The following is a 22,115-nucleotide window of genomic DNA, read 5'->3' on the forward strand; positions in this document are numbered from 1 at the left end:
TATTATTTTTGGAACGGTTCACCGTAGTTATTTAAGCGGCAAAAATGGCATTGGTAACACCGATCTTTATCAATGCCTTTTTTTAGGTGTTTCCATACTCTAAATGGCTTGAGTGTTGGTCCCAGACATATTGATGTAGTGGTGTTTACCTATTTATTTAATAATTAATCAAAAATTGCTCCCGTTTATTAAATACAATTTTTCTATTGAATAGTATCGTTGTACTGTGCAGTAACTAGATATGATGTTTTTTCGATCATATTCGCGAAGTCAATTTGTTTAATTGATTGGTCTTTCTATTCCCTTAATTCTTTCCCCTAATGTTGACATTTGATCACCAGCTATTTGAAAAAAAGTCCCGATAAAGATGTTTCATCGGGACTGACTCAGCATTTTCCCCACCAATTCTAGACTCATTGTGTAGAGTTACGAACTTTATAGTCCAGCAACCAACAATAATGTCACTGAACATAAGTGATACATTACTATAAAAAGTACTGTTTTCAAATATCTTGATGATACTGACTTTTTTCAATACTCCCTCTGACGAAAATTACAATAAAGTGTTGCTCTTACCAGTATCTAATTATCAAATTACTGTTTACTCATTTACAATAAAGTATTGTTCAGGGTTGTTGAGGTTCAAGGTTTTTTCGAAGATTTCATTTGCTAATTAATAAATTTCTTTATAATAAATCCTTGATAGTCCTTTCCAGTCTTCTTCCATCAATGATTGCACTTTCGGTTTCTTATTCTTGTTTAGAACATTTGTTTTAATAAAGTTTCATGGGTGGATTCTCCTTTTGATTATTAAATAACCAGAAGAGAGGTATTTTTATGGAATGACAGATCTCTAACACAATGAAGAAAACTGATATTAGTTTACTACTTCTGAACTAAATGATAATGAGACCTAATTACTCAGTATTTCACGCATTAGCTGGTTGAACTTTTCGAATCTACTGCTCAAAATGTACATATATTTATTAACATCATGAAATATCGGCTTTAGATGGTTTATCATAAATTGCTGTAGTTCCTTTTCTTTTTGAAAAGCAGGATTTTTTTCAACCTCTTCAATCCTTTTCCGAATCTCGTCTTGTTCCTCTTTACTGGGTCCTTCTGTCCGAGCTAATATTTTATTGGTTTCGCTGATAAACTTCTCTTTAAATTTTTCCAAATCATCATCTGTAAGCCGTTCAAATTTCTCATTAATGATGTCTTTTATATCATCGGGATAATTAATTTCTTCCAAAGAATCCAGCATGTAAATCATATTTTGCCATGCCAATTCTTTTTCTGGGGAATCTAACGGTTCATCTAAAAACTGCCCATACTGAATGGCAAACATCTTACCTAAATTACCAGGTAAAACTCTATTTAACTCTTTAAGCATATATCCTGCAATATTTTTAGATTCCTTATCCAAATCTGCTATGACTGATTTAAATTCCCCAATAATGGATTCAGAATCTTTTTGACTTAAACGCTCTAAAACAGCTTTGTTCTTTAATAAACATGTAATTTCGTTATTAATACTGTCTAACTGTTTGTTTATGATTTCCTTTGTATTTTTACCCTGTGACAGAATAGCTTGAATATCTTTTAACGAAAAATCTAGTTTTCTCAGCCCATAGATTATATTCAGCTTTTTCACATCTTCTTCAGAATATGTGCGATAACCATTTTCTGAGTCTTTCCAAGGAGTAATTAATCCTTCTTCTTCATAATAATAAATCGCTTTCTTTGTAAGATTAGTTTCTCTCATAACTTCACTTATTTTCATATTGTATCGCCTCCTGACCTAGATGATAAACTATCCACTGAGGGAATAGTCAAGTGAATTGAATGAAACTTTTCAACAAATAAACGGTTTCAAATACCAGTAACAGCAAAATCAATAATGTTATTATTTGAACTTTACTTGTTTTGATTGGTGTATTTCCGATAGATTGATTCAATGCAGACGGTGAACCATTAATTGTAGAAAGGAAAGCAACTATTAATTACAGCCATAAGAGTACACCACTTATTCCAGTTTTTTCTGGATATGCAAACCTTGTTCAACGTGTTCGCCAATTAACGTCAAAAGAGTGTGGATTAAGCCGGTAGAATCTTCTACAATAGTACCCGATTGAGGAGTTTCGTTTTCTATTGCAGAGTATACGTCTACTATGTAATATAAGAGTTACTATGCTTTAAATGGTCTAAAATATTGAAACTACCGCATCAATATCACCAAAATGATAAAAGCTTTCGTTTAATTTTAAAATTACATTCGATACCGTTTACCGTAATAGTGTAAGTAGGTTTTATTCTTCAAAGAAGTCCAAGTCAATTTTTTTCATAACAAAAACTTCCTCATCACTTACACTGCTTGAATTACCCAAACCAAGCTGTGGCATAAACCGTGTCCATAATTCCATCTGCTCCTTCTGGGTTAAATGGATTCTCTCCCGCAAAAGCGTTTTGAGTTCACCGTAGCTTATATTTCTTGCTGCATGATTGCTGGCTTGTTGCTTTTGTTCTAGCATTTGCTGCAATAATAACTTTTTTCGTTCCTGCTCCAGTTCAATCTTTTCCTTCATTAATTGTTCTCTCTTCTGTGCCTCTAATCGCCTTTGCTCTTCTAGCATTCTTCGCTGCTCATGAAATTGGATTCGAAGTCGCTGAAATTTCTTGATGAATTCCTTCCGATTTTCCTCTTCCACCTTTGGCTGGCTCAACAAGATTTCGTTTTTCACCACTAAAGCATCAGCAAAAGGAATCTCATAGCCCTCATTTAATAGAAAGGCACGGTATGGTTTTACCTCCCCATCCTTTAAGAACCGCATGACCTTCACAACAGTCCTGTCCTCATTGGAATAAATGTAATACATACTTCTTACATCTACCGTTGGTGAGTCCATTGAAACAGGGTAATTGAAATAAGCAAAAAAGTCCTTATCCTTGACCAGTTCAGTAAGCATGGCATCCCACTTTTTATCTTCATCGGTTTTAGAAGAAATCGATAATTCTGCATCCCACAGTACTAAGGCATTTTTACTTATTTCAATTGATTGTTCTTCTTTTTCGATAAACCAAATCGGTTCCATCCCGTGCTCAAGGAAATATCGCTGTCTTTTAGTGATTTGACCGGCTAGTTTGCTATCCACGGCAGATGTAACACTCGTGACGATAGACAGCCCATACTCTTTTTCACCAATCTTCATCCAAATATCCGGGTACTCTTTTAACTCCGGTTTTGCTTTATAGCCGTAATCTAGCTGAATCATTGAATTGATTTTAGCCTGGTTAGCCAGTTCATCATGGAGTATTGCAAGCATTGCATGATGATTCGTTGTTTCTCTAACAAGCTGTTTTCTATACCTTTTTTCTGCCTGATCAATCTTCTTGGACACTTCACAGGCTTCAGAGTGTTGATGGGAAAAATATTGTCCTCTTTCTTCACCATACTTGATGATTAATTTTGCTTTACAGTAAGGGCATTGAAAAAGGCCTTTCTCCGCCAATTTCTTAAAGTTATCTATTTCTTCTCTGGTTGCTGAATCTGGGAGACTAGTTATTTCATTATCAATCACATGTAGTGCTTCTCTCAAAATTTAGTCACCTCAAAAATTCCCCTTTTTTTCAAGAATCTCCTTTTTAGAAATGGAAGTCAAGTGGAAATTTTGAAAGATTTGATTTCATTGCAAGCATGGTAGAAACTTGGACATTTCTTGCCGTCCAAATGTCCAAATGCTTAAAGTAAAAGGTTCTATCTTCCTCATTTGTTAGATTCAAATTGACTGGTTTACACAACATTGACACGTGAAGGCACCCACGGTATGTATGGTATTATTAAATTGATTCTTTTATCAGCTGTGAAAAATGTGGCACTTAGTGTTGACGAAGGAACAATCGAAGTTTCGAAGCCAGTAGCAATTATTACAGACAATGAACTTCCTTTCTAAAAAGAAGCTGTAATTTACTAAAGGTAAAAGGTGGGATAACAATTGAGAGATACCATATTAACAGCATTTAAAAAAATTGAAGAAGACTTTCACATTAAAATTCTTTTTGCTTGTGAATCTGGGAGCAGGGCTTGGCAGTTCCCATCAAAAGATAGTGACTATGATGTCCGATTTATCTATGTGCATAAAAAGAAAGAGTATCTAGCCATCGACCCAATCGGTATTGGATCGAAACGGGATGTAATTGAATTACCGATAAATGACTTACTTGATATTTCAGGTTGGGAATTGACTAAAGCCTTACGATTATTTAGAAAGTCCAATCCCCCATTAATGGAATGGCTGCGATCAGGAATCGTATACTATCAAGCTTTTTCAACCATTGAGCAGATGCAAGAGCTAAGCAAAAGCATTTTCGCTCCCAACTCTTGTTCACATCATCACCTTAATATGGAAACCAATAATTTCAGAGAATATTTACAAGGGGAAGAAGTGAGAATCAAAAAATATTTTTATGTACTTAGGCCCGTTTTGGCTGCAGGATGGATTGAAAAATATAATGAGTTTCCTCCATTAGAATTTTCAACATTAGTGAATCATTTAGTTCCAGAAGGTTCACTAAAGAATGAAATAAACACACTATTAAAAAGAAAATTGGATGGTGAAGAACTGGATAAGGAACCCAAAATCCAATTAATCAATAAATTTCTAAATGAGGAAATAGAACGTCTCCGAGAATATGCTAACATGCTTAATATAGATATCCCCGACTTTACCCCCAAACTAGATTTACTTTTCAGGCATACTCTTGTAGAGGTATGGAAACGGTAGTTGAATAGTGGTACCAAAAGTGGTGCCTGACCCCCGATGTATTAAAGCTTTACCGCACCGGGGGTCAGGCACCTGATTTCGTAGAAAGATTCCGTACCTCCCGATTTCTTCTTAGAAACCTTGTTTAATCATGTGGGGACCTCCTCTCTTCTTCCCTCCACGATAAATAATAAAAGGCAAATAAATAGTTTAAATTTTCGACATTATTCTACATTATTAAATAAAGCAGATTGTTATACTCTTCTTAAGATTAAAGGGGTTGTATAATGTTGTCTCAATATGAAGCAGATCAGTTAATTTCCTCACTTAAACAACTACTGGTAAAGAAAAATCTAATAAATTTTCCAAAACCGGGCGAAAAAATGGTATTACAATGCAAGGATGGTAATAATAATAACTATATTATAGATGTTGCGCGGGGACGGCAAAAGCCCCAAAAAGCAACGTATCAAACACGACATCATAAATCTACTATTTTATTACGTGTTGACATAGAGGGGCCGCCACATGACAATCCAGATGGTGAGGAAATTCCTTGTCCGCACATTCATATCTATCGCGAAGGTTTTGATGATAAATGGGCATTCCCTTTAGAGCAAGAAATAACGACGAATACTGAAGATTTAATCCAAGTATTAATAGACTATTTTTCATATAACCATATTAGTAACCGACATGAACTAATAATACAAGGTGGTGATCTACTTGACGGTAGCTAAGGAAAATTTAAAAAAGTTATATTTAGATTGGATCAATAAAAAGTTAGCTTATAAGGATTTAGATGCTGGAACCATTGAAATTACCACACCGTTTCTTGATCGGCACAATGACCGTTTACAAATATACGCGGTACCCCTAGAAAATGGGGACTTTAAACTTACAGATGATGGCTATATAATTACAGATCTTCAAATGAGTGGATTAGATTTAAACAGCTCAGCTAAAAGAAAACAATTATTTAGGACTATTATTAACGGATACGGCGTTTCCTCCAATTCTGATTCGGATGAACTTTTTGTTATAGCTGATTCGAGTAATTTCCCCACAAAAAAGCATATGCTTTTACAGGCTATGATGACAGTAAATGATATGTTCATGACGACGAAGTCAACTGTTACGAGTTTATTTACTGAAGATGTTGGGGCCTTTTTAGAATCAAATAACATTCGTTTTTCTGAAAATATCATCTTAGGGGGAAAAAGCGGTTATAATCACCACTATCATTACCTCGTTCCACATTTTAAAAATATTCCTGAAAGAGTTATTCATACAATGAACGTGCCTTCTAAAGGAACATTATCTAATATTATTTTCTCTTGGAGCGATACGAGGGAAGCAAGAATTAAACAGAATTACAACACCGAATTGTACGTTTTTATTAATGATCAAGAAAAAGAAGTTGATAAAAATATCCTAAATGCCTTTCATATTGAAGAAATTAAACCAGTTCTGTGGAGTAAAAGAGAATCCGTTATTGATATATTGAGCGCTTAATTCTATCTGTTAGAGTTGCAGTATATTAAAAAGGAGCTGATGGATTATGTGATCAGCTCCTTTCCTCATTACAGTCCCATCCCACTCAACAAATCTCTAAATATCTTTAGCTCCTCAACGCTCAATGTAACACATTTTCCCATTTTCTCATGCTCAGGTGCCCTTCCCTATACAGACAAACCGCCCATACTGCTTATTAAACCCAAGCTCCACAGTCTTAGCGATTTCATGAAATAAATGTATGTATAAAGGCCATAATCGCATATGTCCTTTTAAATATTTGTTCTGAAAATGATTTTCAAAAGAAACCATGCGATTTTTTAATAAGAGAATCGGTGTCAGGCACCCACTTATCGGTCATCTTAAACAGTAGGTCATTTCTTGGTATAATAAAGCCGTAAGTTAAGCAGAGACATAATTGATTTGATCATTTTAATGTTTTTCAGATAACTCCCGAGGTGAAGACAAAATAGAAAAATTAATGATTGATCCCACCATAGATTTTTCTCCACAAAAAGGATCGCCCTATATATATACCTATGCCTGCTCTGAGGATGAACGCTCTTTATGCGCGTTGGAAATGCGTTCATTATTCAGCAAGGTGTCCCAATCTAAGGTCTTGGAAAGCTTCGTAAAAATTGATCCAAGTCGCAGCCCTTTTATTAAAGAAAGAATGAGTGTGATATATGAAGCGGAAAGCCTGGACAACCTTTATCAGCAGGTGAAAGCTTTACAACTAAGCGGTGAAACATTTAAAGTCACTTATGTAAAAAATAGTGGTCAGACGAAACGTGAAGACGAGGGATTCGAAAAACGACGTGCCATTGAACGAGCGATTGGATTACACATCAACGGAAAAGCAGATCTTCGTTTCCCAGACCAATCTTTTGGCATCATGCATGTAAACGGAAGATGGGTATTTGGTGAGTATGTGAATAGTGAGTCGGTTTGGTTTCGACATCAGAAGAAGCCTAATGGATACTCCACTGCCCTCAGCACACGTGTTGCTAGAGCGGTGGTGAATATCGCTATCCCCAAGCCAAACGGGATTAAAGCCATTGATCCTTGCTGCGGAATTGGCACTGTCCTCATTGAAGCGCGGTCAATGGGCATTGATATAGTCGGAAGCGACCGAAATCAGCTAATTCTCCCTGGAGCACGGGAAAACATGGCACACTTTGGTCTTACTGGGGAAATAAAATTAGCTGATCTTCGCGATATCAGCAATCATTATGATGTAGCCATTATTGATTTGCCATATAATTTGTGTTCGGTAATCACCCCTGAGGAACAACTAGAAATGCTTCAAAGTGCACGTGGGTTCGCAGACAAAGTGGTCGTGGTGACCGTTGAACCCATCGATGAAATCCTATTAAAAGCGGGTTTTTCGATTATTGACCGGGGAGTTGCTAAAAAAGGATTATTTAGTAGAGAAGTGATCGTTTGCAATTAACCTGTGGGGGCTTGGTACCCATTCACGAAATAAATCAAGCATCGTTTCATTGCTACCGGATAACTTTGAGGGAAGGAGCCCGCTTCCCTTTACTTTGGCAGCCACCAACTTTTCGAAAATCATCACTGTAGACCTTGCTATTCTTTTCTCCATGATTCCTCCGAGGAGACTTTTAAATAATATGTCCCTTTATTCCAGTGATACAAATAAATAAATCTAACTTATTCCAAGGAGACTTATAATTTTGGAAGCAAAATGTATTAAATTCTATGAATTCGGTAGTCCTACAGATGTTTTAAGCGTTGAGTCTAAAAGTATTGAACCACCAAAAGATAATGAAGTCCTTGTTCGAATGTTAGCTCGCCCTATCAATCCCTCTGACTTAATACCGATTAGGGGATCTTATTCTCACCGAATTTCTTTACCTAATATACCAGGGTATGAAGGAGTAGGTATTGTAGAAGAAGTAGGTCCTTTCGTTTCTACAAATCTTATCGGTAAACGTGTGTTACCTCTACGTGGGGAAGGTACATGGCAAGAGTTTGTTAAGACATCCTCTGAATTTGCCATCCCTGTTCCTAATTTTATTGATGATTTTACTGCATCACAAATGTATATTAATCCCGTTACAGAAAACTGGGCTCCACCTCTTGGATAGGCATGACGAAGGAATGAAAGGGCAAATGACCCGTTGAGACAAGGGAAGGAAAGCCTCCAAGGGCGGCGTGGAGAATGTACATCATATGGTAAATAAAGGAGTTTATTAACACTCCTTTATTTAACTATGTCTTCACTTGCCTGTAACGGATCTGTCCTCCCATTATTTAATCATTACCGGTTATCAAGTTGTATGAAATCCTGCGAATAAGCGAGTATTCGGAAGAAAATCGTATTAAACTGAGGGAGTTTAAGTGTATTAATTCACAAACTTTTCTTTGTAACAGGAATGCTGCCCCTTTACTTCAATAAGAAGAGAGCATCCCTTAATATTAAAGGAATGCCCTGGATAGTTAAGTATAATATTTCAAAATTCATAAAGACTTTATTTCCAACTGGCCTCTAAGAAATCACATTTTTGAACCATTAATTTTAATCCGAAGTCTTTGAAATCATTAATGTATAATTCAGCAAAAGAATGTTCTTCACTTTTTTATATTGTTCAATATGATAGGCTTTCACTTAAATTCCACGTCCAATAAGCTAATTAATTACCCTATTATTCTACCTTGTTTCAGAATTTAAATATTCCTCTTTTAATATAGAGTAATGTGCAGTATCTGTTAGGACACCTTTTACCATTTGGTCTCTACGAAGAGTTCCTTCATATGTCATACCTAAGCGGCTCAATACTTTTCCTGAAACACCATTCCTTACATCATGTCCCGCAAACACTCGGTCTAAACCTAGTTTATGAAAGGCTAATTCGAGTATTAATTTCCCTGCTTCCGTCATGTAGCCCTTACCCCAAAAATGTCTATTCAATGTAAAGCCTAGTTCTCCACTATTATTCCATTCATGTATTCTAAACTCAATTGTCCCAATCATTTTGTTGCTATCTTTTAACACGATTGCATACATACCCATTGGTTCTTTCATATAATAGTTTGCTATCATTTTCTTCGTTTGGTTTACATCTGTATGTTGGTCATAAATGTAACGTGTAGTTTCTTCATCAGATGTATACTCATACATATCATCAACATCGTCAAGTGAAACCGGACGTAATATGATACGCTCCCCTTCCATCTGACTATGCTTAAACATTAAAAAGTTTGTATTACCCATGTCAACACTCCTGTTTTATTACATTAATTGTAGAGAATAAAATACCTTCTTTTGCTAAACTGCCGATCTTCCACCATAAGGACGATTTTTCGTATTCATCAGCTTACTCCTGCTTCTAAAATAATTCAGAACCGGTGGGGTAAGTTATAAAAGGTTTGATTGAAATTTGTTCCTTTCCACGTTAACCCTCACTATCTAAGTGAGGGTTTCTTTGTTTTTTTACAAATGCTTCACCTTAGTCCAATGTGGATAATACAATAAACAAAATCATCTAAAACCTTTGGATCAGATGATAATTTCGCAACTTGTGTAAGTGAATATCGAGAATGGTTCTGATACTTGGCTAGAGCATCTATATCTTTTTGCATCCCAATTTCCCCTTCTTCTTGCGCACGTACTAGTGTATTATAAAAAGCTTCTTCTAACCTTTTTATATCCCTATTGAAAAACTCTGCAATTTCCGTATCATGAGGTACTTGAGAGATTGCACTATCCAAAATAAAGCACTCTTTACGTTTTTCATCATCCTTTAAAACGTTTAACACCTCATAAAAAACTTTACTTATTGCTTCTTTAACTGATCCTGGACGTTCCAAATAAGATATTACCGTAGCAGTTTTTTCATTTATATAATGTTTTACTGCAGAAATGAAAAGATCCCTTTTTGTACCATAAGTATCATAAAGACTTTGCCGACCAATCCCAAGTCCTTTAATTAGTAGTGGCAGTGAAGTCCCTTCATACCCATAATGACCGAATACCTCCATGGCCTTATGCAATACTTGGATGGTATCAAATTCCTTGTTTCTTGCCAAATGAGCGCTTATCCTTATTCTAGGATTGCGCCCGATTGTGGAAGATCATTGCACATTATTAGCTGAATTGCCAAAATGGCCATATATATCACGAGTTGTTTCTGCTCCCCTTCAGAATAAGTTTCTTGGCAGTTGGTCGTAAGGAGTCAAAAGTCTGTTTAACATCGAAAAATTGTTTTAATACATTGTTTTCTCCGGTTAATGCTTCGCGCATCCGTAAACCATCTACATTAATACGAGCTTGTCGGAAGTAATCTGGACCTAATTGAGACCAGTAAGCCTTTGATGCGTCCACATTGGCATAGTAATTAAAGCCCTGGCTTTTCAAATAGTGATATTTATCATTGGAATACTGTTTCCAGTGTCCAATATCACTACCGAAAGCGAAAATAATTGTGTCTGTTGGTCCGACAATTGGTTCCACTTCTTTTTTCCATTTAGATGTATCTTTTTTTAAGAGATCCAAAGATACATCCTTTGCATTAAGATGTCCCCAAGTATGAGAGGCAAACATCCATCCCTCTTTTTTCAGCGCATTAGCTACTTTTTTCGCTTGCTGTTGATCCTTTTTGAAATTTGGATCAGGCTTATTACTATTTGGACCATAGCTACTCTCTGAGGTTCGATATCCTAGTACTCCGTTATATCCGGTTAACGAAATAATCCCTTTGGCTCCCTTGTAAGAAAAATCCGGATGTTTTTTAACAAAGTTATCTACGATAGGAACTAGATCATAAGCTCCTTGTACGACTTTTCCCTTCTCATTTACATAGGTATTTGTGACATTTCCATTGGCATCAAGTGCTAGGTTTTTGGCAAATCCATCATTTTTCATGTATTCATAATAGCTAACATCATCCTGCGACAATACCAATGGTTTTTTACCAGGCGGCAATTTAATGTCCTGGTAAACCATTTTCCCCTTTTTATCGAGTTTTGCAATGTCCTGAAGATTCAAAAGGACATATCCTCTCTCGTATAATTGATTTATAATTTTTTTAAATTCATTGATAGTCACCATGTAATCTTCATAACCTTGAGTCATATTATCTCCATCAAATGCCTTGGATGGATCGACAATTAATGAGTGAAAAAATAAATGAGAGATCTGGCTATTGTCTGGCCATGTCACAAGATTTTTCATTTGTCGTTCGTATGTATCAATGGCACTTAGAATGTCTACATCCTTAGAAATATCTGATTGTTTTAATAGGGTTATAGATTTTTGGTAATCATATTGTTTAGCTGAAAACTTGGCCTGTGCTAACAGTTGTTCTTTTTGATTTTTCTCTTCCTGTATCTTGTTAGGCTTTGATTTTTTGTCATGGTGTTCCTTTTGGCTAGAATGAGGGTGTATTTTCGCTATATTCGTTGTTGATGTATGATCCTGACAGCCTACCATAAAAACTATTATTAGCAAAATCGGTATCAGGGTAAAACATTTCTTCATTAAATCTACTCCTAGTATTGTAGTTTTCAGTGTACATCGCAATAAACTCTTATAGGGATAGGTCAGGAAAGATTAACAACGTTATTAAACTGCCTAATTTCTCAGCATAAAATGAGAAATTAGGATTTTCATGGCTCCATTAAAGCGCCCTATAACGGAATAACTGAGTAACTTCTATTAGCTGGTTTCGTATTATAAGGTTAACCACAAACCAATATGAATAATTAATGTAAATAATTATTCATAAGACTATTGATTGAGTGATTTATTTCATTTATCTTAGGACTTTCTACTTTCGTATCGTTAATGCTATAGTTTCTTTTTAGTTGTATAATTCTTTCTATACTTTCATTTAATCTTTGTTCTGAAATTTCCCCATTTTGAACAGCTGTTTTTAAAGAGGAGATAATCTTTACAACATTATTATAGTCATGTCCTACTAAAATTATATCGCTTCCTGCCTTAACTGATTCAACGGCTGCTTTACCAATATCAAAATGTTCTGTTATGGCTCCCATCGTCATATCGTCCGTTATGATGACTCCTGTAAAACCAAGTTGTTTTCTAAGAAGATCCGTCATGACAGCTTTTGACATGGTCCCTGGATTCGTTTTATCTAATTGAGGCAATAAGATATGCGCGACCATCACAACATCTGCACCTTGATTAATCGCACGTTCAAACGGTATTATTTCTAGTTCTTTAAGTTCCTTAAGGCTTTTATTTACAATTGGAAGGTCCAGATGGGAATCAACCGATGTATCTCCGTGACCTGGAAAATGCTTAATTGTCGTGATGACGTTTTGAGACTGTATCCCTCTCATCGTTTGAACCCCAAGTTTACTTACTATTTCCGCATTGTTCCCAAATGATCGATCCCCGATTACTGGGTTATTTGGATTGCTGTTAATATCGAGAACAGGGGCAAAATCGAGATTTAAACCAAATTCTTTTAATTCTCGCCCTAAAAGTGTACCGACTTTAAAAGAAAAATCAGGATTGTTTACTTGTCCAATCTGTTTATTTGGAGGAAAGTTAACAAGTCCACCCGGCAATCTTGTCACACGTCCACCCTCTTGGTCAACACCTAGTAAAAGCGGTAGACTTGAACTATTTCCAGCTTTCAGTTGATTCACAAATTGAACGGCTTGTGCAGAGGTTTCAAAATTATTTTTGTAAAAAATAATTCCTCCGACATGGATTTGGCTTATTAATTTTTTTGCGCTTGCATCCATTGTAGTCCCGGAAACCCCAGCAAGAATCATTTGCCCAATTTTATCGTCTAAACTCATTTTTGAAATTACTTCTGAAATGGTTTGGTTTTCTTGATGATTCGGCTTTTTTGCTTGTTGATTTGGTGTTTTTTCAAACTGTGTAAAGAGTGAAATATGGTCAACTTTAGGATTGGGCTCCTGCTCTGTTTTTACTGGTAAAACCCATAATAAATCCGTAGAAGACGTTGCATGATAGACAAGTATCATTTGGTCAACAGTTGAATCTTTATAGTATCGAATGGCATCGGGTTGTCCACCAGTTTTCTCAATTTCATTTAACGAGATATTTTGCAGTTCAGAATCATAAGATCGTATATCATTAACAGTCTGATCGGCATAGCCGATTGTAGAATGATGACTTTTGTATTCCTCATACCTGCCTTTAGCAGTTTTCGAAATATGGTCTGATTTTCCCCACTCTTTGTTTACTTCCTTCCATTCTGTTTTACCGGAAACAAAGGGAATATTCGGAACCTTACCTTCCTTAGATAAGGAAAAAGTTTCTTCTACTAATTTCTCAAGATTTGAATTCTGATTATTCTTCGAATCCACTGTATTTTTACCGGAAGGTTGAGTAATAATTGGACTTTCTTTACCTTGGGTAGTCTGTTCGCTGCTATTTTCTTTGATTGCATAATAATAAACGCCAATGATTAAGGCTAAAATTAAAAGTGGAATCGTAAGAATAAGTAATTTACTTCGAGATTTCCTTTGTCTTTTCATATTCCAATTCCCCTTTCTAACATTTCGTTTTTAGCTTTTATGACGTTTTTTTCGAGTTCATCATCCGCTATTTATTTCTTGTTTTTAAACCATTCTTGAAAGTCTTTAACAATCAAGAGGATGAAATCATGATCATTTCATCCTCTATTTAAGTTGTTAATTATAATGTTTGCACCTATAACAGAGTTCATCCGCAGTCGTTGCTTTTTTGTTTCATATTTTATCACCATTGTCTTCCCGGATCATTTGACATATTATTAACGGTACCCTTAGGGTAAAGCACGGAGTAGTGGTCCATTACCGGGTCCGGATTACTATTTGAAGTCTTAGGAAATACTAACAAAATTTTGTATTCCGAATTTGCAACATACCCTATAATTTCCTCATCCTTACTTTTCACGTCATATGCCGGAGTTCCAAATACTTTCTTTACCATAGAGAGTGATAATTCATTTAATTTCTTATCAAAGGATCTCGCCTCAAAAATCCGTGACCCTTTATTGAATCCAAATACCACATTGTCTTTCGAAAATACAGCATAATTCCCCTTAGCATTAGGTACCCAATCAACCTTATCCGGATTTCCTAGCTTTTTCTCTACGTCTTCTATAACAGTAGTTTTAACAGGAAACTCTGAGTTTATGATTTTACCCTGCTTTGCCAATTGCATGATACTTGACAGAAGCTTTCTCTGAGTATCCCCATTAGATGATGAAGCAGCGGTATTGTTATTCGATGCTGTCGCTTTGCTTGTTTTGTCTTGTGTTGTGTTGCTTTGTGATACATTGCTTGTTTTGTCTTGTGTTGTGTTGCTTTGTGATGCTTGGCTTATATTGCCTTGCGTTGTATTGCTTTGTGATGCTTGGCTTATATTGCCTTGCGTTGTATTACTTTGTGATGGTTCATCTTGAGATTTTTTTTCCACTGACAGAGTAGAACTATTTGTATCACTGGTTTCATTTGGGCTAACATCTGAACTACCTGGTTTTATGGTGCTTGAGCACCCTACCATAATTGTAAGAGATAGAGCTAATACTGCACATATTGCCGAACTTTTTTTAAATTGTGTAATCATAACAATTCTCCGTTTATTGTATTTATTTGCATATCCTAATGTCCCAGTAGTACTTCTTTTCTCTGAGAATAATCTAAGCATATTGATCATAGTCTGACCGTATTTTTTGACTTCTTCTTCTTTCTTCAAAGTGTTGATGACTGAAGCATCACATGCAACTTCACAGTCTTGTTTTACCTGATTAAGTGAATACCAGATTAAAGGATTGAACCAATAAATTGCTTTAACAATCATAAGTAAGTTGTTTACCACTAAATCCTTGTTCTTAATATGATTTAACTCATGACTGAAAACAAACCTAAACTCTTCCAGGGTTAATTTATCTATAAGCTCCTCTGAAATTAATATTTTAGGACGGATGATCCCGAAAACTGCAGGTGATTTCGAGTAATTACTATAAATAATTTTTATCTTTGAATTTATTTTAAGTCTTGTTTTTTCTGCTTCTAAAATTTCAAGTAGGTCTTCTCTATCACAGGCTGAACACTTTTTCAATTTAGCCATCATCAAGATATTTACGCATAGAATATACAGTAAAATTGATGAAACACCTATTATCCACAGCACCGCTGCAGTATCATAATTAAAAATAACGCCTATAATACCCGGATCACTTAATACGTTACGATCTTCTATAGAGGGTATATTTCCGGTTGCGATCGTACTGTTTGTTATTATGTTAGGAACATATTGCTCTGCTATAAAATGAGGATCAAGTTCCTTCTGTTCAATTGTAATAAAATTCATAAAGCTTATATGACTTTGAATGTCTATGGGGAGTATTAGCCTAAGTACAAGCAAAATCCAAATATAATAATGAAGCTTTGCACTAAGCTTTTGTCTAAAAATCGCCTTTACGGCAAGTATCCCCACTGCTAGAATACTACCCATAAGTGACAGTAATAAGACTTCTTTAAATACTGCAGATAAAACCATGTCCCATTACCTGCCTTTTAATCGTTATTTTTTTTATGAAGCAATCTTTCCAGTTCTTCTATTTCCTTCTCAGAAATCTTCTCTTCTTTTATAAAATTGGCGAGCATAAGGTGGATAGAACCATCGTATACCTTTTGAATAAACGACCTTGTTTCTTCCAGTACACAGTCTCTTTTATCTACCAAAGGATAATACTTATAAAGAGGCATCTCCTTATTTACACCTATAGCACCTTTCTTTACCAGTCTACTTATTAATGAATGAATTGTTTTGGGACTCCATTTCTTATTAGAACTTACAGCCTCTACTATCTTCGCAGAAGTTAATGGAGATGGAGTTTCTTCCCATAGCACCTTCATTACAATCCACTCTGCATCAGATATATTGCACTCTGCTTTCTTCATCTTTCTCCTCCATCCTACAAGTGTAATCTACAATAAAGACTACGCTTGTAGGACAGAGTTGTCAACGTCCTTTATTTTCCAAATTGAATAACAGGAAGGAAAAATGAGTAATAAAGTACATTTTCAAAACAAAAAGAAGGCATAGGCACCAATTACTCTACCTATGTCTTCCATCTCATTTAACATTTGCCGTAAACGTTCATCAAATGACTTTTTTATTAAGGCAGTGCAGCTGCACCACATTTCTCAATCTTTCTAATTAGGTCTCTCGTTTTGTGCTTTTTGCATAAGCTAAGCATTATCTGTTATCGGATTTTAACCTATCAATATATTCTTTTCCTTCTAACAGTGAAAGACCTAAAGTTTCTCTTGCTTTTTTAACTGCTTTTATGTCTTCGCCCTCTTTTATTAGCTTACGTAGTTCATCATTTATTGGATTTTTAGGTAGTCCCGATTGTTGGGTTAATTGGTCTAAGGTGTATTGCATTCTTTTTATACTACCTTCTAATTTATCCACCTTAGCCAATAATTTTATTATAATAAGAAAAGCTATGATTATGAGAATGTATTCCACTTACCATGAAACCTCCAAACTATATTATTTACTTCTCTCTTTAATTAAGAAATATATCGAGATTAAAAATGCACAGATTGTAAGAAACCATGTTGTAAAAAATGAAAGACCCAAACCAATATCCGCATCTTCATATTGAACTATTTTATGATTAATTACTCCATAAATAACAGGACTAGCGATAATTAAATAAATAAAGCATGCGAAGATAAAAGGCATTTTCCCTTTCTTATCAGTATTTTTAAAGTAAATAATAAAGGGAATTACCAATATCATTAAAGTAATGAGTAAAATAGTATTCAAGTTCATGTTACATTCACCTCCACTTAGTAGGTATGTTAACACTGATTTTGATATAAATGAAGGCACGCAATTTGATGCCTTCATTATTTATATTAAAATTTATTATATAGAATCTGATTCAGTAGCATTCAAAAATTGAATCAGTTCCGCGTTGAACTCCTTGGCGTGCGTCACGTTAAACCCATGAGGACCACCTTTAATTACCACAAGCTGACTGTTCGGAATGCGTTCATGCGCCTTTTGCCCGCTGACTTCCAATGGAACGACGGCATCTGAATCACCGTGAATAACTAGTGTTGGTATGTTGAACTTATCTAAATCACCACGGAAGTCTGTTTTACTAAACGCTGCGATACAGTCAAGTGTGCCCTTTGGTGAAGCAAATGCTGCAATGTCACGATTATATAATCGGAATTCTTCGCTCACTAGATCCGTTCTGTCCCCAGATGCGAAGAAGTTCGTCGTAAAGTTATCGAGGAATGCAATTCGATCTGCCTTTACTCCATCTTGTAAGCCTTTGATTAATGCATCGTCAAATCCGCCGTCCGGATTATCCTCAGTTTTGTAAAGATACGGAGGTACTGCCCCTGCTAGTATAGCTCTTGATACACGCTCTGTTCCGTAAGTACCAATGTAACGAGAAACCTCGCCTCCACCCATCGAGAAGCCAACCAATGTTACGTCACGAAGATCAAGATGCTCCAGTATTTTGTGTAGGTCTGCCGCAAATGTATCATATTCATACCCATTCCATGGCTGTGAAGACTGACCGAATCCACGACGATCATACGTAATGACTCGGTAACCAGCCTCAACTAATGCTGGTACTTGTTTTTCCCAAGATCCCCCACTAAGTGGCCAACCATGGATTAACACTACTGGTTTTCCAGATCCTACATCCTCAATGTGAAGCTCAATCGGTGCACCATTTTCAAATCCTACTGTAAGTTTACTCATTTTAAATTCCTCCATTATTATTATTTTAAGTTTCGCAAAATTGTATTGTGCAAAACTTAATTTGCGAGTTCATCTTACCTTCATTTTAAAATGTTGTCAACAATTAAATTTTGCAAAATACTTTTTCTTATTCAGAAGGTATGTTAAATTATTAATGAGAGAAATACTAATTATTAGAGGTGTAACCATGGAAACTAACCCACATAATCTTAAATTAGAGGACCACTTATGTTTCTCATTGTATGCCTGTTCACGGGCCATCTTACGACTTTATCGCCCTTACCTAGATGAACTTCAGCTCACTTATCCTCAGTATCTAGTCTTAGTTACCTTGTGGGAAAAGCCACAAAGAACAATTAAAGAGCTGGGTGAAGTGCTTAATCTTGATACAGGTACACTGACTCCCCTACTCAAACGTATGGAAGCTGCCGGTCTCATCGAGCGTCGCCGTGACACAGTGGACGAACGCGTCATGAACATTTTTATAACGCAAGCTGGTAAAGCCCTACAGGAAAAGGCATCGTGTGTTCCACAATCCTTATTCGACGCAACTGGCATGAATAAAAAGGAATTGGATGAAATAAACGAAACAATCATGCGCCTTTTACATCAGCTGAATGGAACCGCTGAGAAATAGAGGCAATAGAAAAAATCCACTCTAATAGCTAAAAGTGGATTTTTTCTATTTTTGATACCATTATTATCGAAACCCTTGTTGATTAAAACGCTCATTAGTTGAGAAGAAAAGAGACGCTTATTCTAGAATGGGACCGATTGTGGAGTATGTTATTCAACTAAAGCATAGTAATTGTTCTATGACGCCATAAGAAGAGTCGCTATGTTCATTATCAATAGACATTTGAATCCGTGAAAATGGCAATGTTTTATAATCTTGTTACGCTAGGTAGAAAAAATTCGCTCTTTAGTGTTAGTGCAGCCGGCGCAAAAGCGAATGCCATTTGTTTGAGTATCGCAGATACTGCCAAAAGTAACGGTGTTGATTTCTATCCATATTTAAAGAAACTTTTGACGGATCTACCGAATCTCGAAATCCATCAAAACCCTGAAATTTTAGATCAATACATGCCCTGGTCAAAAATGATTAAGGCAGAATGTAGCAAATAACTGTAATAAGCCGTAATTTTGATTAAAAAAGTCAAGATTTACGGCTATTTGTAATGCGTACCCTAAGGTACGCTTATTTTTTTATAATTATAAGAAAGAGGTAATTTTACAACATGTTAATATACACGATCCACCTGCTTTCTTTCAATATCTCTGCAATTTTCCTTCGTAAATCGTCCCTAGACTTTCTCATTTAAGTGTAAATTCTTTGGTTATAGTGCATTTAAAGGTGGGAGATTGGGTTTACTGATTTAAATTAATCTCTAATTTAAGCTGGTGCTTAAGCAAATACTGGCTGCGGTTATGCTTGTCTTGTTTGCAGGTTATATTGTTCCGAGATTGAATAGATTTAAAGCTAAACTAACCCCTTCCCTCGTAAAGGAAGAGCTATTAATCGAAGAAAGCCGGAAGTATTTATTTAAGTTTTATACCGGATTGGATATCGTCCATATAGGTGCTCTTGTTAATGTGGTCTTAGCATTGTGGAAGCCGTATTATTAATAACGATCCGGGAGCCGAGAGGGATTCCGTGACCTCCTCATATTTTTATTATCGATTAAAATGTAATCACTTGTTGAACCATATGAAAAAACTAGATTTATTACCTAGAAATCTATAATATAACTATTGGGATAATTGAAATAATTAAAAAAAGGGGAGTTATCTGTGACACAGGATTTAAATCAGAACTATTATAAAGAATTAATTGATTTACAAGATGTAGATGGGGTCGAAGCTCAAATTCAAAGTTTACTTGATGTTCAAATTGAATCCGTTTCTGACCTAGAAAAATGGTTACAAGCTGAAAAGGATTTAATGATGAAAATCGCGGAGGCAATGACGGGTCACCAAGTCGATTTCTACCGGAACACAGAGGATGCGGATATCAAGTCTACGTATCTACATGACCAGCAAGTCATCCAGCCGCTTTTAATGAAATATGAAGCAAAATTGAATCAGAAAGTCTGTGAGTCTCCTTATTTCAATAAATTAGATGAAAACCGTTATGGCTTAATGCGACGCTTTCGCGAATCCAAGGTGAAACTGTTCAGAGAAGAAAACATTCCATTAATGGTAAAAGAACAAGAGCTTAATACAAAGTATAGTGAAATTATGGGAGGATTAACTGTTGAATGGGATGACGAAGAAAAGCCTTATCCATTTATCCAATCCCAACTCGATCATCTAGACAGAGCCGTGCGTGAAAAAGCTTATCGCGCAATGATGTCAGCCCACCGTCAAATTAAGCCTGATATGGATGCCATCATGGATGAGCTGGTTCAACTTCGCCATCAAATTGCATTAAATGCAGGCTTTGAAAATTATCGTGATTATATGTTTGTAGTCAAAAATCGTGAATATAGCGTCCAAGATTGTTACGACTTTCATGAAAATGTAGAGAAACATATTATCCCAGCTTGGAACCGACTGGCAAATGTCTTTAAGTCTGAGCTTGGTGTCGATACCTTTCGTCCTTGGGATAACACCGCTAAGTTGATGAAAAACCCGCCATACTCCGATGTGTCAGATCTTATGAATGGCGTTTCTGAGATGTTAGGGAAAACCGATCCATACTTTGCAGACCGTTTTGATTACATGAGAGAGCATGGGTTAATAGATCTTGGAGATCGGAAAGGAAAAAGCCCCGGCGGTTTCTGTACCTCCTTACCTGTTTCAGGGGACACCTTTGTCTTCGCGAACTTTAGTCCATCCTTTTTCTCTCTTATCGCACTAATTCATGAAATGGGCCATGCCGTGAATGGGTACCTCGAGTTTTCCGAGCAAGGTCCTTCTGAAGAATATCACCTCCGAATGGAAATTGGTGAACTGTATTCTCATGGAATGGAATTGCTCTTATTAGACAAGCTGGATCGTTTTTATCCAGAAGAAGAAGATTTTAAGAGTGCACAGCGAGAAGAGCTGAGACGGGCATTTAAAATGTTATTTGGCCCATTATCAGGCGACCTCTTTCAGCATTGGATGTATACGAATCCTCAACACACGGCCAAAGAGCGTGATGAAAAATTCTTTGAAATCTCAAAACGGTATGGCTTAAACCCTGTCGATACGTCTGGGCTTGAGAAAGAAATTGGGATGAGCTGGGCAGACACCCTTCACTATTTCCAAGTTCCTTTCTATAATATTGAATACTCCATGTCGATGCTTGGTGCATTGCAAATTCTTGAAAATTACCGAAACAACCCAGAGCAAGCCGTCGTATCCTTTAAAAAAGGTGCCAGTGCGAACTACAATCAATCCATCGCAGCGGTTTATAAAGAAACTGGGGTCAGCTTTGATTTTTCAGAGCCAGCCGTTAAGCGAATGGGCGAATTCCTGGAGAAAGTCATTCAAGATATTCATTAATGATGTGGGAGCACCCAGACAGTGCTTAGTATTGTGAGTCTGATAGGTTAATTGGTCCTAATGATGATAAATTAGATGTCCTCTTTTTGACGGCAACATTTGTTGTAAATGCAGGAAAAGCCAAAAATACGCAAGTAGTGTATAAATACTTGCATATTTTTGGCTCTTTTAATTTTATTTCTTAGTGTTAAAGCACCCCGTTAGCACCCATGAGTCGCTAAAAAACAGCTCTTCACCACAAAGAATGAAAATGTTTGAGTTCGGGCTTACTTTATACTATCCCTTGTTCTTATTGTTTCCTTTCAAACAACAACTGTTTTATCAATTAAACCAACTCAAGACTCTGAAGAACTTAGATTACAGGACATGCTTATGAACATGCTTGCTCCTTATATTAGCGAAGTTTTGGATAACTATTATTATCCGAAGATTTTAAAAGACTTTTCACCTGCAGTAGATCCATGGAAAATTGAAGTGATTGAAACAAGAAGAGTAAATGGCTTCCGTGGCTTTATATTAGAAGCTACATTTGATATTGAGCCTACCGATGGTGGACACCACGTTCCAGTAGGGAAGGATCGAATGACTTATAGAAGCTG

At 36.1% G+C, this 22,115-nt stretch carries 17 protein-coding genes and 4 pseudogenes; 10 read left to right on the forward strand and 11 right to left on the reverse strand.

Annotated elements, in window-relative coordinates; genetic code table 11:
* Positions 1 to 913: 913 nt before the first annotated feature.
* Both AA980_RS12120 and AA980_RS12125 read right to left on the reverse strand, forming a co-directional pair.
* Positions 914 to 1,786, reverse strand: a complete 873-nt coding sequence (locus AA980_RS12120) for a helix-turn-helix domain-containing protein (protein WP_024027384.1) — start codon at positions 1,784 to 1,786, stop codon at positions 914 to 916.
* Positions 1,787 to 2,312: 526 nt separating this feature from the next.
* Entirely contained in the window at positions 2,313 to 3,599 is a 1,287-nt protein-coding gene (locus tag AA980_RS12125; RefSeq protein ID WP_024027383.1) for a competence protein CoiA family protein, read from the reverse strand.
* Between the two features lie 228 nt (positions 3,600 to 3,827).
* Here AA980_RS12125 and AA980_RS28025 point away from each other — a divergent pair, with 228 nt between their 5' ends.
* The 5 genes from AA980_RS28025 to AA980_RS12145 all read left to right on the forward strand — a co-directional run bounded on the left by AA980_RS28025 (position 3,828) and on the right by AA980_RS12145 (position 7,731).
* Entirely contained in the window at positions 3,828 to 3,953 is a 126-nt protein-coding gene (locus AA980_RS28025) for a hypothetical protein (protein WP_268926624.1), read from the forward strand.
* Between the two features lie 42 nt (positions 3,954 to 3,995).
* Positions 3,996 to 4,784 carry a nucleotidyltransferase domain-containing protein gene (locus AA980_RS12130; RefSeq protein ID WP_024027382.1) on the forward strand — a complete coding sequence of 263 codons (789 nt, stop codon included), beginning with the start codon at positions 3,996 to 3,998 and terminating at the stop codon, positions 4,782 to 4,784.
* 266 nt (positions 4,785 to 5,050) lie between these two features.
* Positions 5,051 to 5,503, forward strand: a complete 453-nt coding sequence (locus tag AA980_RS12135) for a DUF6978 family protein (protein ID WP_024027381.1) — start codon at positions 5,051 to 5,053, stop codon at positions 5,501 to 5,503.
* A complete protein-coding gene (locus tag AA980_RS12140) occupies positions 5,481 to 6,278 on the forward strand; it encodes a DUF1828 domain-containing protein (protein ID WP_407937459.1) in 798 nt (265 codons plus the stop codon). The genes AA980_RS12135 and AA980_RS12140 overlap by 23 nt, the downstream gene beginning before the upstream one ends.
* Before the next feature lie 481 nt (positions 6,279 to 6,759).
* Complete coding sequence (locus AA980_RS12145; RefSeq protein WP_024027379.1) at positions 6,760 to 7,731, forward strand: TRM11 family SAM-dependent methyltransferase; 972 nt, start codon at positions 6,760 to 6,762, stop codon at positions 7,729 to 7,731.
* Here AA980_RS12145 and AA980_RS26920 read toward each other — a convergent pair.
* Positions 7,699 to 7,884: a hypothetical protein gene (locus AA980_RS26920; RefSeq protein ID WP_034723452.1), complete on the reverse strand. Its 186-nt coding sequence runs from the start codon at positions 7,882 to 7,884 to the stop codon at positions 7,699 to 7,701. The two genes, AA980_RS12145 and AA980_RS26920, sit on opposite strands and share 33 nt — an antisense overlap.
* Positions 7,885 to 7,975: 91 nt before the next feature.
* On the opposite strand from AA980_RS26920, the pseudogene AA980_RS12150 reads away from it, so the two are divergent.
* Positions 7,976 to 8,362, forward strand: a pseudogene (locus AA980_RS12150) (alcohol dehydrogenase catalytic domain-containing protein); the annotation flags it as partial.
* Between the two features lie 590 nt (positions 8,363 to 8,952).
* Here AA980_RS12150 and AA980_RS12155 read toward each other — a convergent pair.
* From AA980_RS12155 to AA980_RS12195, 8 genes and pseudogenes are all read right to left on the reverse strand, one after another.
* Positions 8,953 to 9,516: a GNAT family N-acetyltransferase gene (locus tag AA980_RS12155; protein WP_024027377.1), complete on the reverse strand. Its 564-nt coding sequence runs from the start codon at positions 9,514 to 9,516 to the stop codon at positions 8,953 to 8,955.
* 235 nt (positions 9,517 to 9,751) lie between these two features.
* A pseudogene (locus AA980_RS12160) lies at positions 9,752 to 10,331 on the reverse strand (TetR/AcrR family transcriptional regulator).
* Positions 10,332 to 10,419: 88 nt separating this feature from the next.
* Entirely contained in the window at positions 10,420 to 11,781 is a 1,362-nt protein-coding gene (locus AA980_RS12165) for a polysaccharide deacetylase family protein (RefSeq protein WP_024027375.1), read from the reverse strand.
* 224 nt (positions 11,782 to 12,005) lie between these two features.
* Positions 12,006 to 13,778: a beta-N-acetylhexosaminidase gene (gene nagZ, locus AA980_RS12170; protein ID WP_024027374.1), complete on the reverse strand. Its 1,773-nt coding sequence runs from the start codon at positions 13,776 to 13,778 to the stop codon at positions 12,006 to 12,008.
* A 223-nt stretch (positions 13,779 to 14,001) separates the two neighbouring features.
* On the reverse strand, positions 14,002 to 15,789 hold the full coding sequence (locus AA980_RS12175; protein ID WP_024027373.1) for a M56 family metallopeptidase: 1,788 nt from the start codon (positions 15,787 to 15,789) through the stop codon (positions 14,002 to 14,004).
* Positions 15,790 to 15,806: 17 nt separating this feature from the next.
* A complete protein-coding gene (locus AA980_RS12180) occupies positions 15,807 to 16,193 on the reverse strand; it encodes a BlaI/MecI/CopY family transcriptional regulator (RefSeq protein WP_024027372.1) in 387 nt (128 codons plus the stop codon).
* Between the two features lie 298 nt (positions 16,194 to 16,491).
* Positions 16,492 to 16,767 carry a hypothetical protein gene (locus AA980_RS12185; RefSeq protein WP_024027371.1) on the reverse strand — a complete coding sequence of 92 codons (276 nt, stop codon included), beginning with the start codon at positions 16,765 to 16,767 and terminating at the stop codon, positions 16,492 to 16,494.
* Positions 16,768 to 17,172: 405 nt separating this feature from the next.
* Complete coding sequence (locus AA980_RS12195; protein WP_024027369.1) at positions 17,173 to 18,027, reverse strand: alpha/beta fold hydrolase; 855 nt, start codon at positions 18,025 to 18,027, stop codon at positions 17,173 to 17,175.
* A gap of 187 nt (positions 18,028 to 18,214) precedes the next feature.
* Between AA980_RS12195 and AA980_RS12200 the strand changes: the two genes are divergently transcribed.
* From AA980_RS12200 to AA980_RS12220, 4 genes and pseudogenes are all read left to right on the forward strand, one after another.
* Entirely contained in the window at positions 18,215 to 18,664 is a 450-nt protein-coding gene (locus AA980_RS12200) for a MarR family winged helix-turn-helix transcriptional regulator (protein WP_034723448.1), read from the forward strand.
* A 263-nt stretch (positions 18,665 to 18,927) separates the two neighbouring features.
* A pseudogene (locus tag AA980_RS28370) lies at positions 18,928 to 19,152 on the forward strand (transposase domain-containing protein); the annotation flags it as partial.
* A 666-nt stretch (positions 19,153 to 19,818) separates the two neighbouring features.
* On the forward strand, positions 19,819 to 21,516 hold the full coding sequence (locus AA980_RS12215) for a M3 family oligoendopeptidase (RefSeq protein ID WP_024027365.1): 1,698 nt from the start codon (positions 19,819 to 19,821) through the stop codon (positions 21,514 to 21,516).
* A gap of 273 nt (positions 21,517 to 21,789) precedes the next feature.
* Positions 21,790 to 22,107 (forward strand): annotated as a pseudogene (locus AA980_RS12220) (DUF3888 domain-containing protein); the annotation flags it as partial.
* Positions 22,108 to 22,115: the final 8 nt, after the last annotated feature.

The organism is Neobacillus vireti, assembly GCF_001026695.1.
Classification (GTDB): Bacteria; Bacillota; Bacilli; order Bacillales; family Cytobacillaceae; genus Neobacillus; species Neobacillus vireti.

What these genes read in the sequence shown, in the direction of transcription:
- AA980_RS12195 (WP_024027369.1), bottom strand. Translation starts at nt 18,027, where the DNA reads ATGAGTAAACTTACAGTAGGATTTGAAAATGGTGCACCGATTGAGCTT.
- AA980_RS12145 (WP_024027379.1), top strand. Translation starts at nt 6,760, where the DNA reads ATGATTGATCCCACCATAGATTTTTCTCCACAAAAAGGATCGCCCTAT.
- AA980_RS12175 (WP_024027373.1), bottom strand. Translation starts at nt 15,789, where the DNA reads ATGGTTTTATCTGCAGTATTTAAAGAAGTCTTATTACTGTCACTTATG.
- AA980_RS12155 (WP_024027377.1), bottom strand. Translation starts at nt 9,516, where the DNA reads ATGGGTAATACAAACTTTTTAATGTTTAAGCATAGTCAGATGGAAGGG.
- AA980_RS12135 (WP_024027381.1), top strand. Translation starts at nt 5,051, where the DNA reads ATGTTGTCTCAATATGAAGCAGATCAGTTAATTTCCTCACTTAAACAA.
- AA980_RS12120 (WP_024027384.1), bottom strand. Translation starts at nt 1,786, where the DNA reads ATGAAAATAAGTGAAGTTATGAGAGAAACTAATCTTACAAAGAAAGCG.
- nagZ (WP_024027374.1), bottom strand. Translation starts at nt 13,778, where the DNA reads ATGAAAAGACAAAGGAAATCTCGAAGTAAATTACTTATTCTTACGATT.
- AA980_RS26920 (WP_034723452.1), bottom strand. Translation starts at nt 7,884, where the DNA reads ATGGAGAAAAGAATAGCAAGGTCTACAGTGATGATTTTCGAAAAGTTG.
- AA980_RS12165 (WP_024027375.1), bottom strand. Translation starts at nt 11,781, where the DNA reads ATGAAGAAATGTTTTACCCTGATACCGATTTTGCTAATAATAGTTTTT.
- AA980_RS28025 (WP_268926624.1), top strand. Translation starts at nt 3,828, where the DNA reads ATGTATGGTATTATTAAATTGATTCTTTTATCAGCTGTGAAAAATGTG.
- AA980_RS12180 (WP_024027372.1), bottom strand. Translation starts at nt 16,193, where the DNA reads ATGAAGAAAGCAGAGTGCAATATATCTGATGCAGAGTGGATTGTAATG.
- AA980_RS12200 (WP_034723448.1), top strand. Translation starts at nt 18,215, where the DNA reads ATGGAAACTAACCCACATAATCTTAAATTAGAGGACCACTTATGTTTC.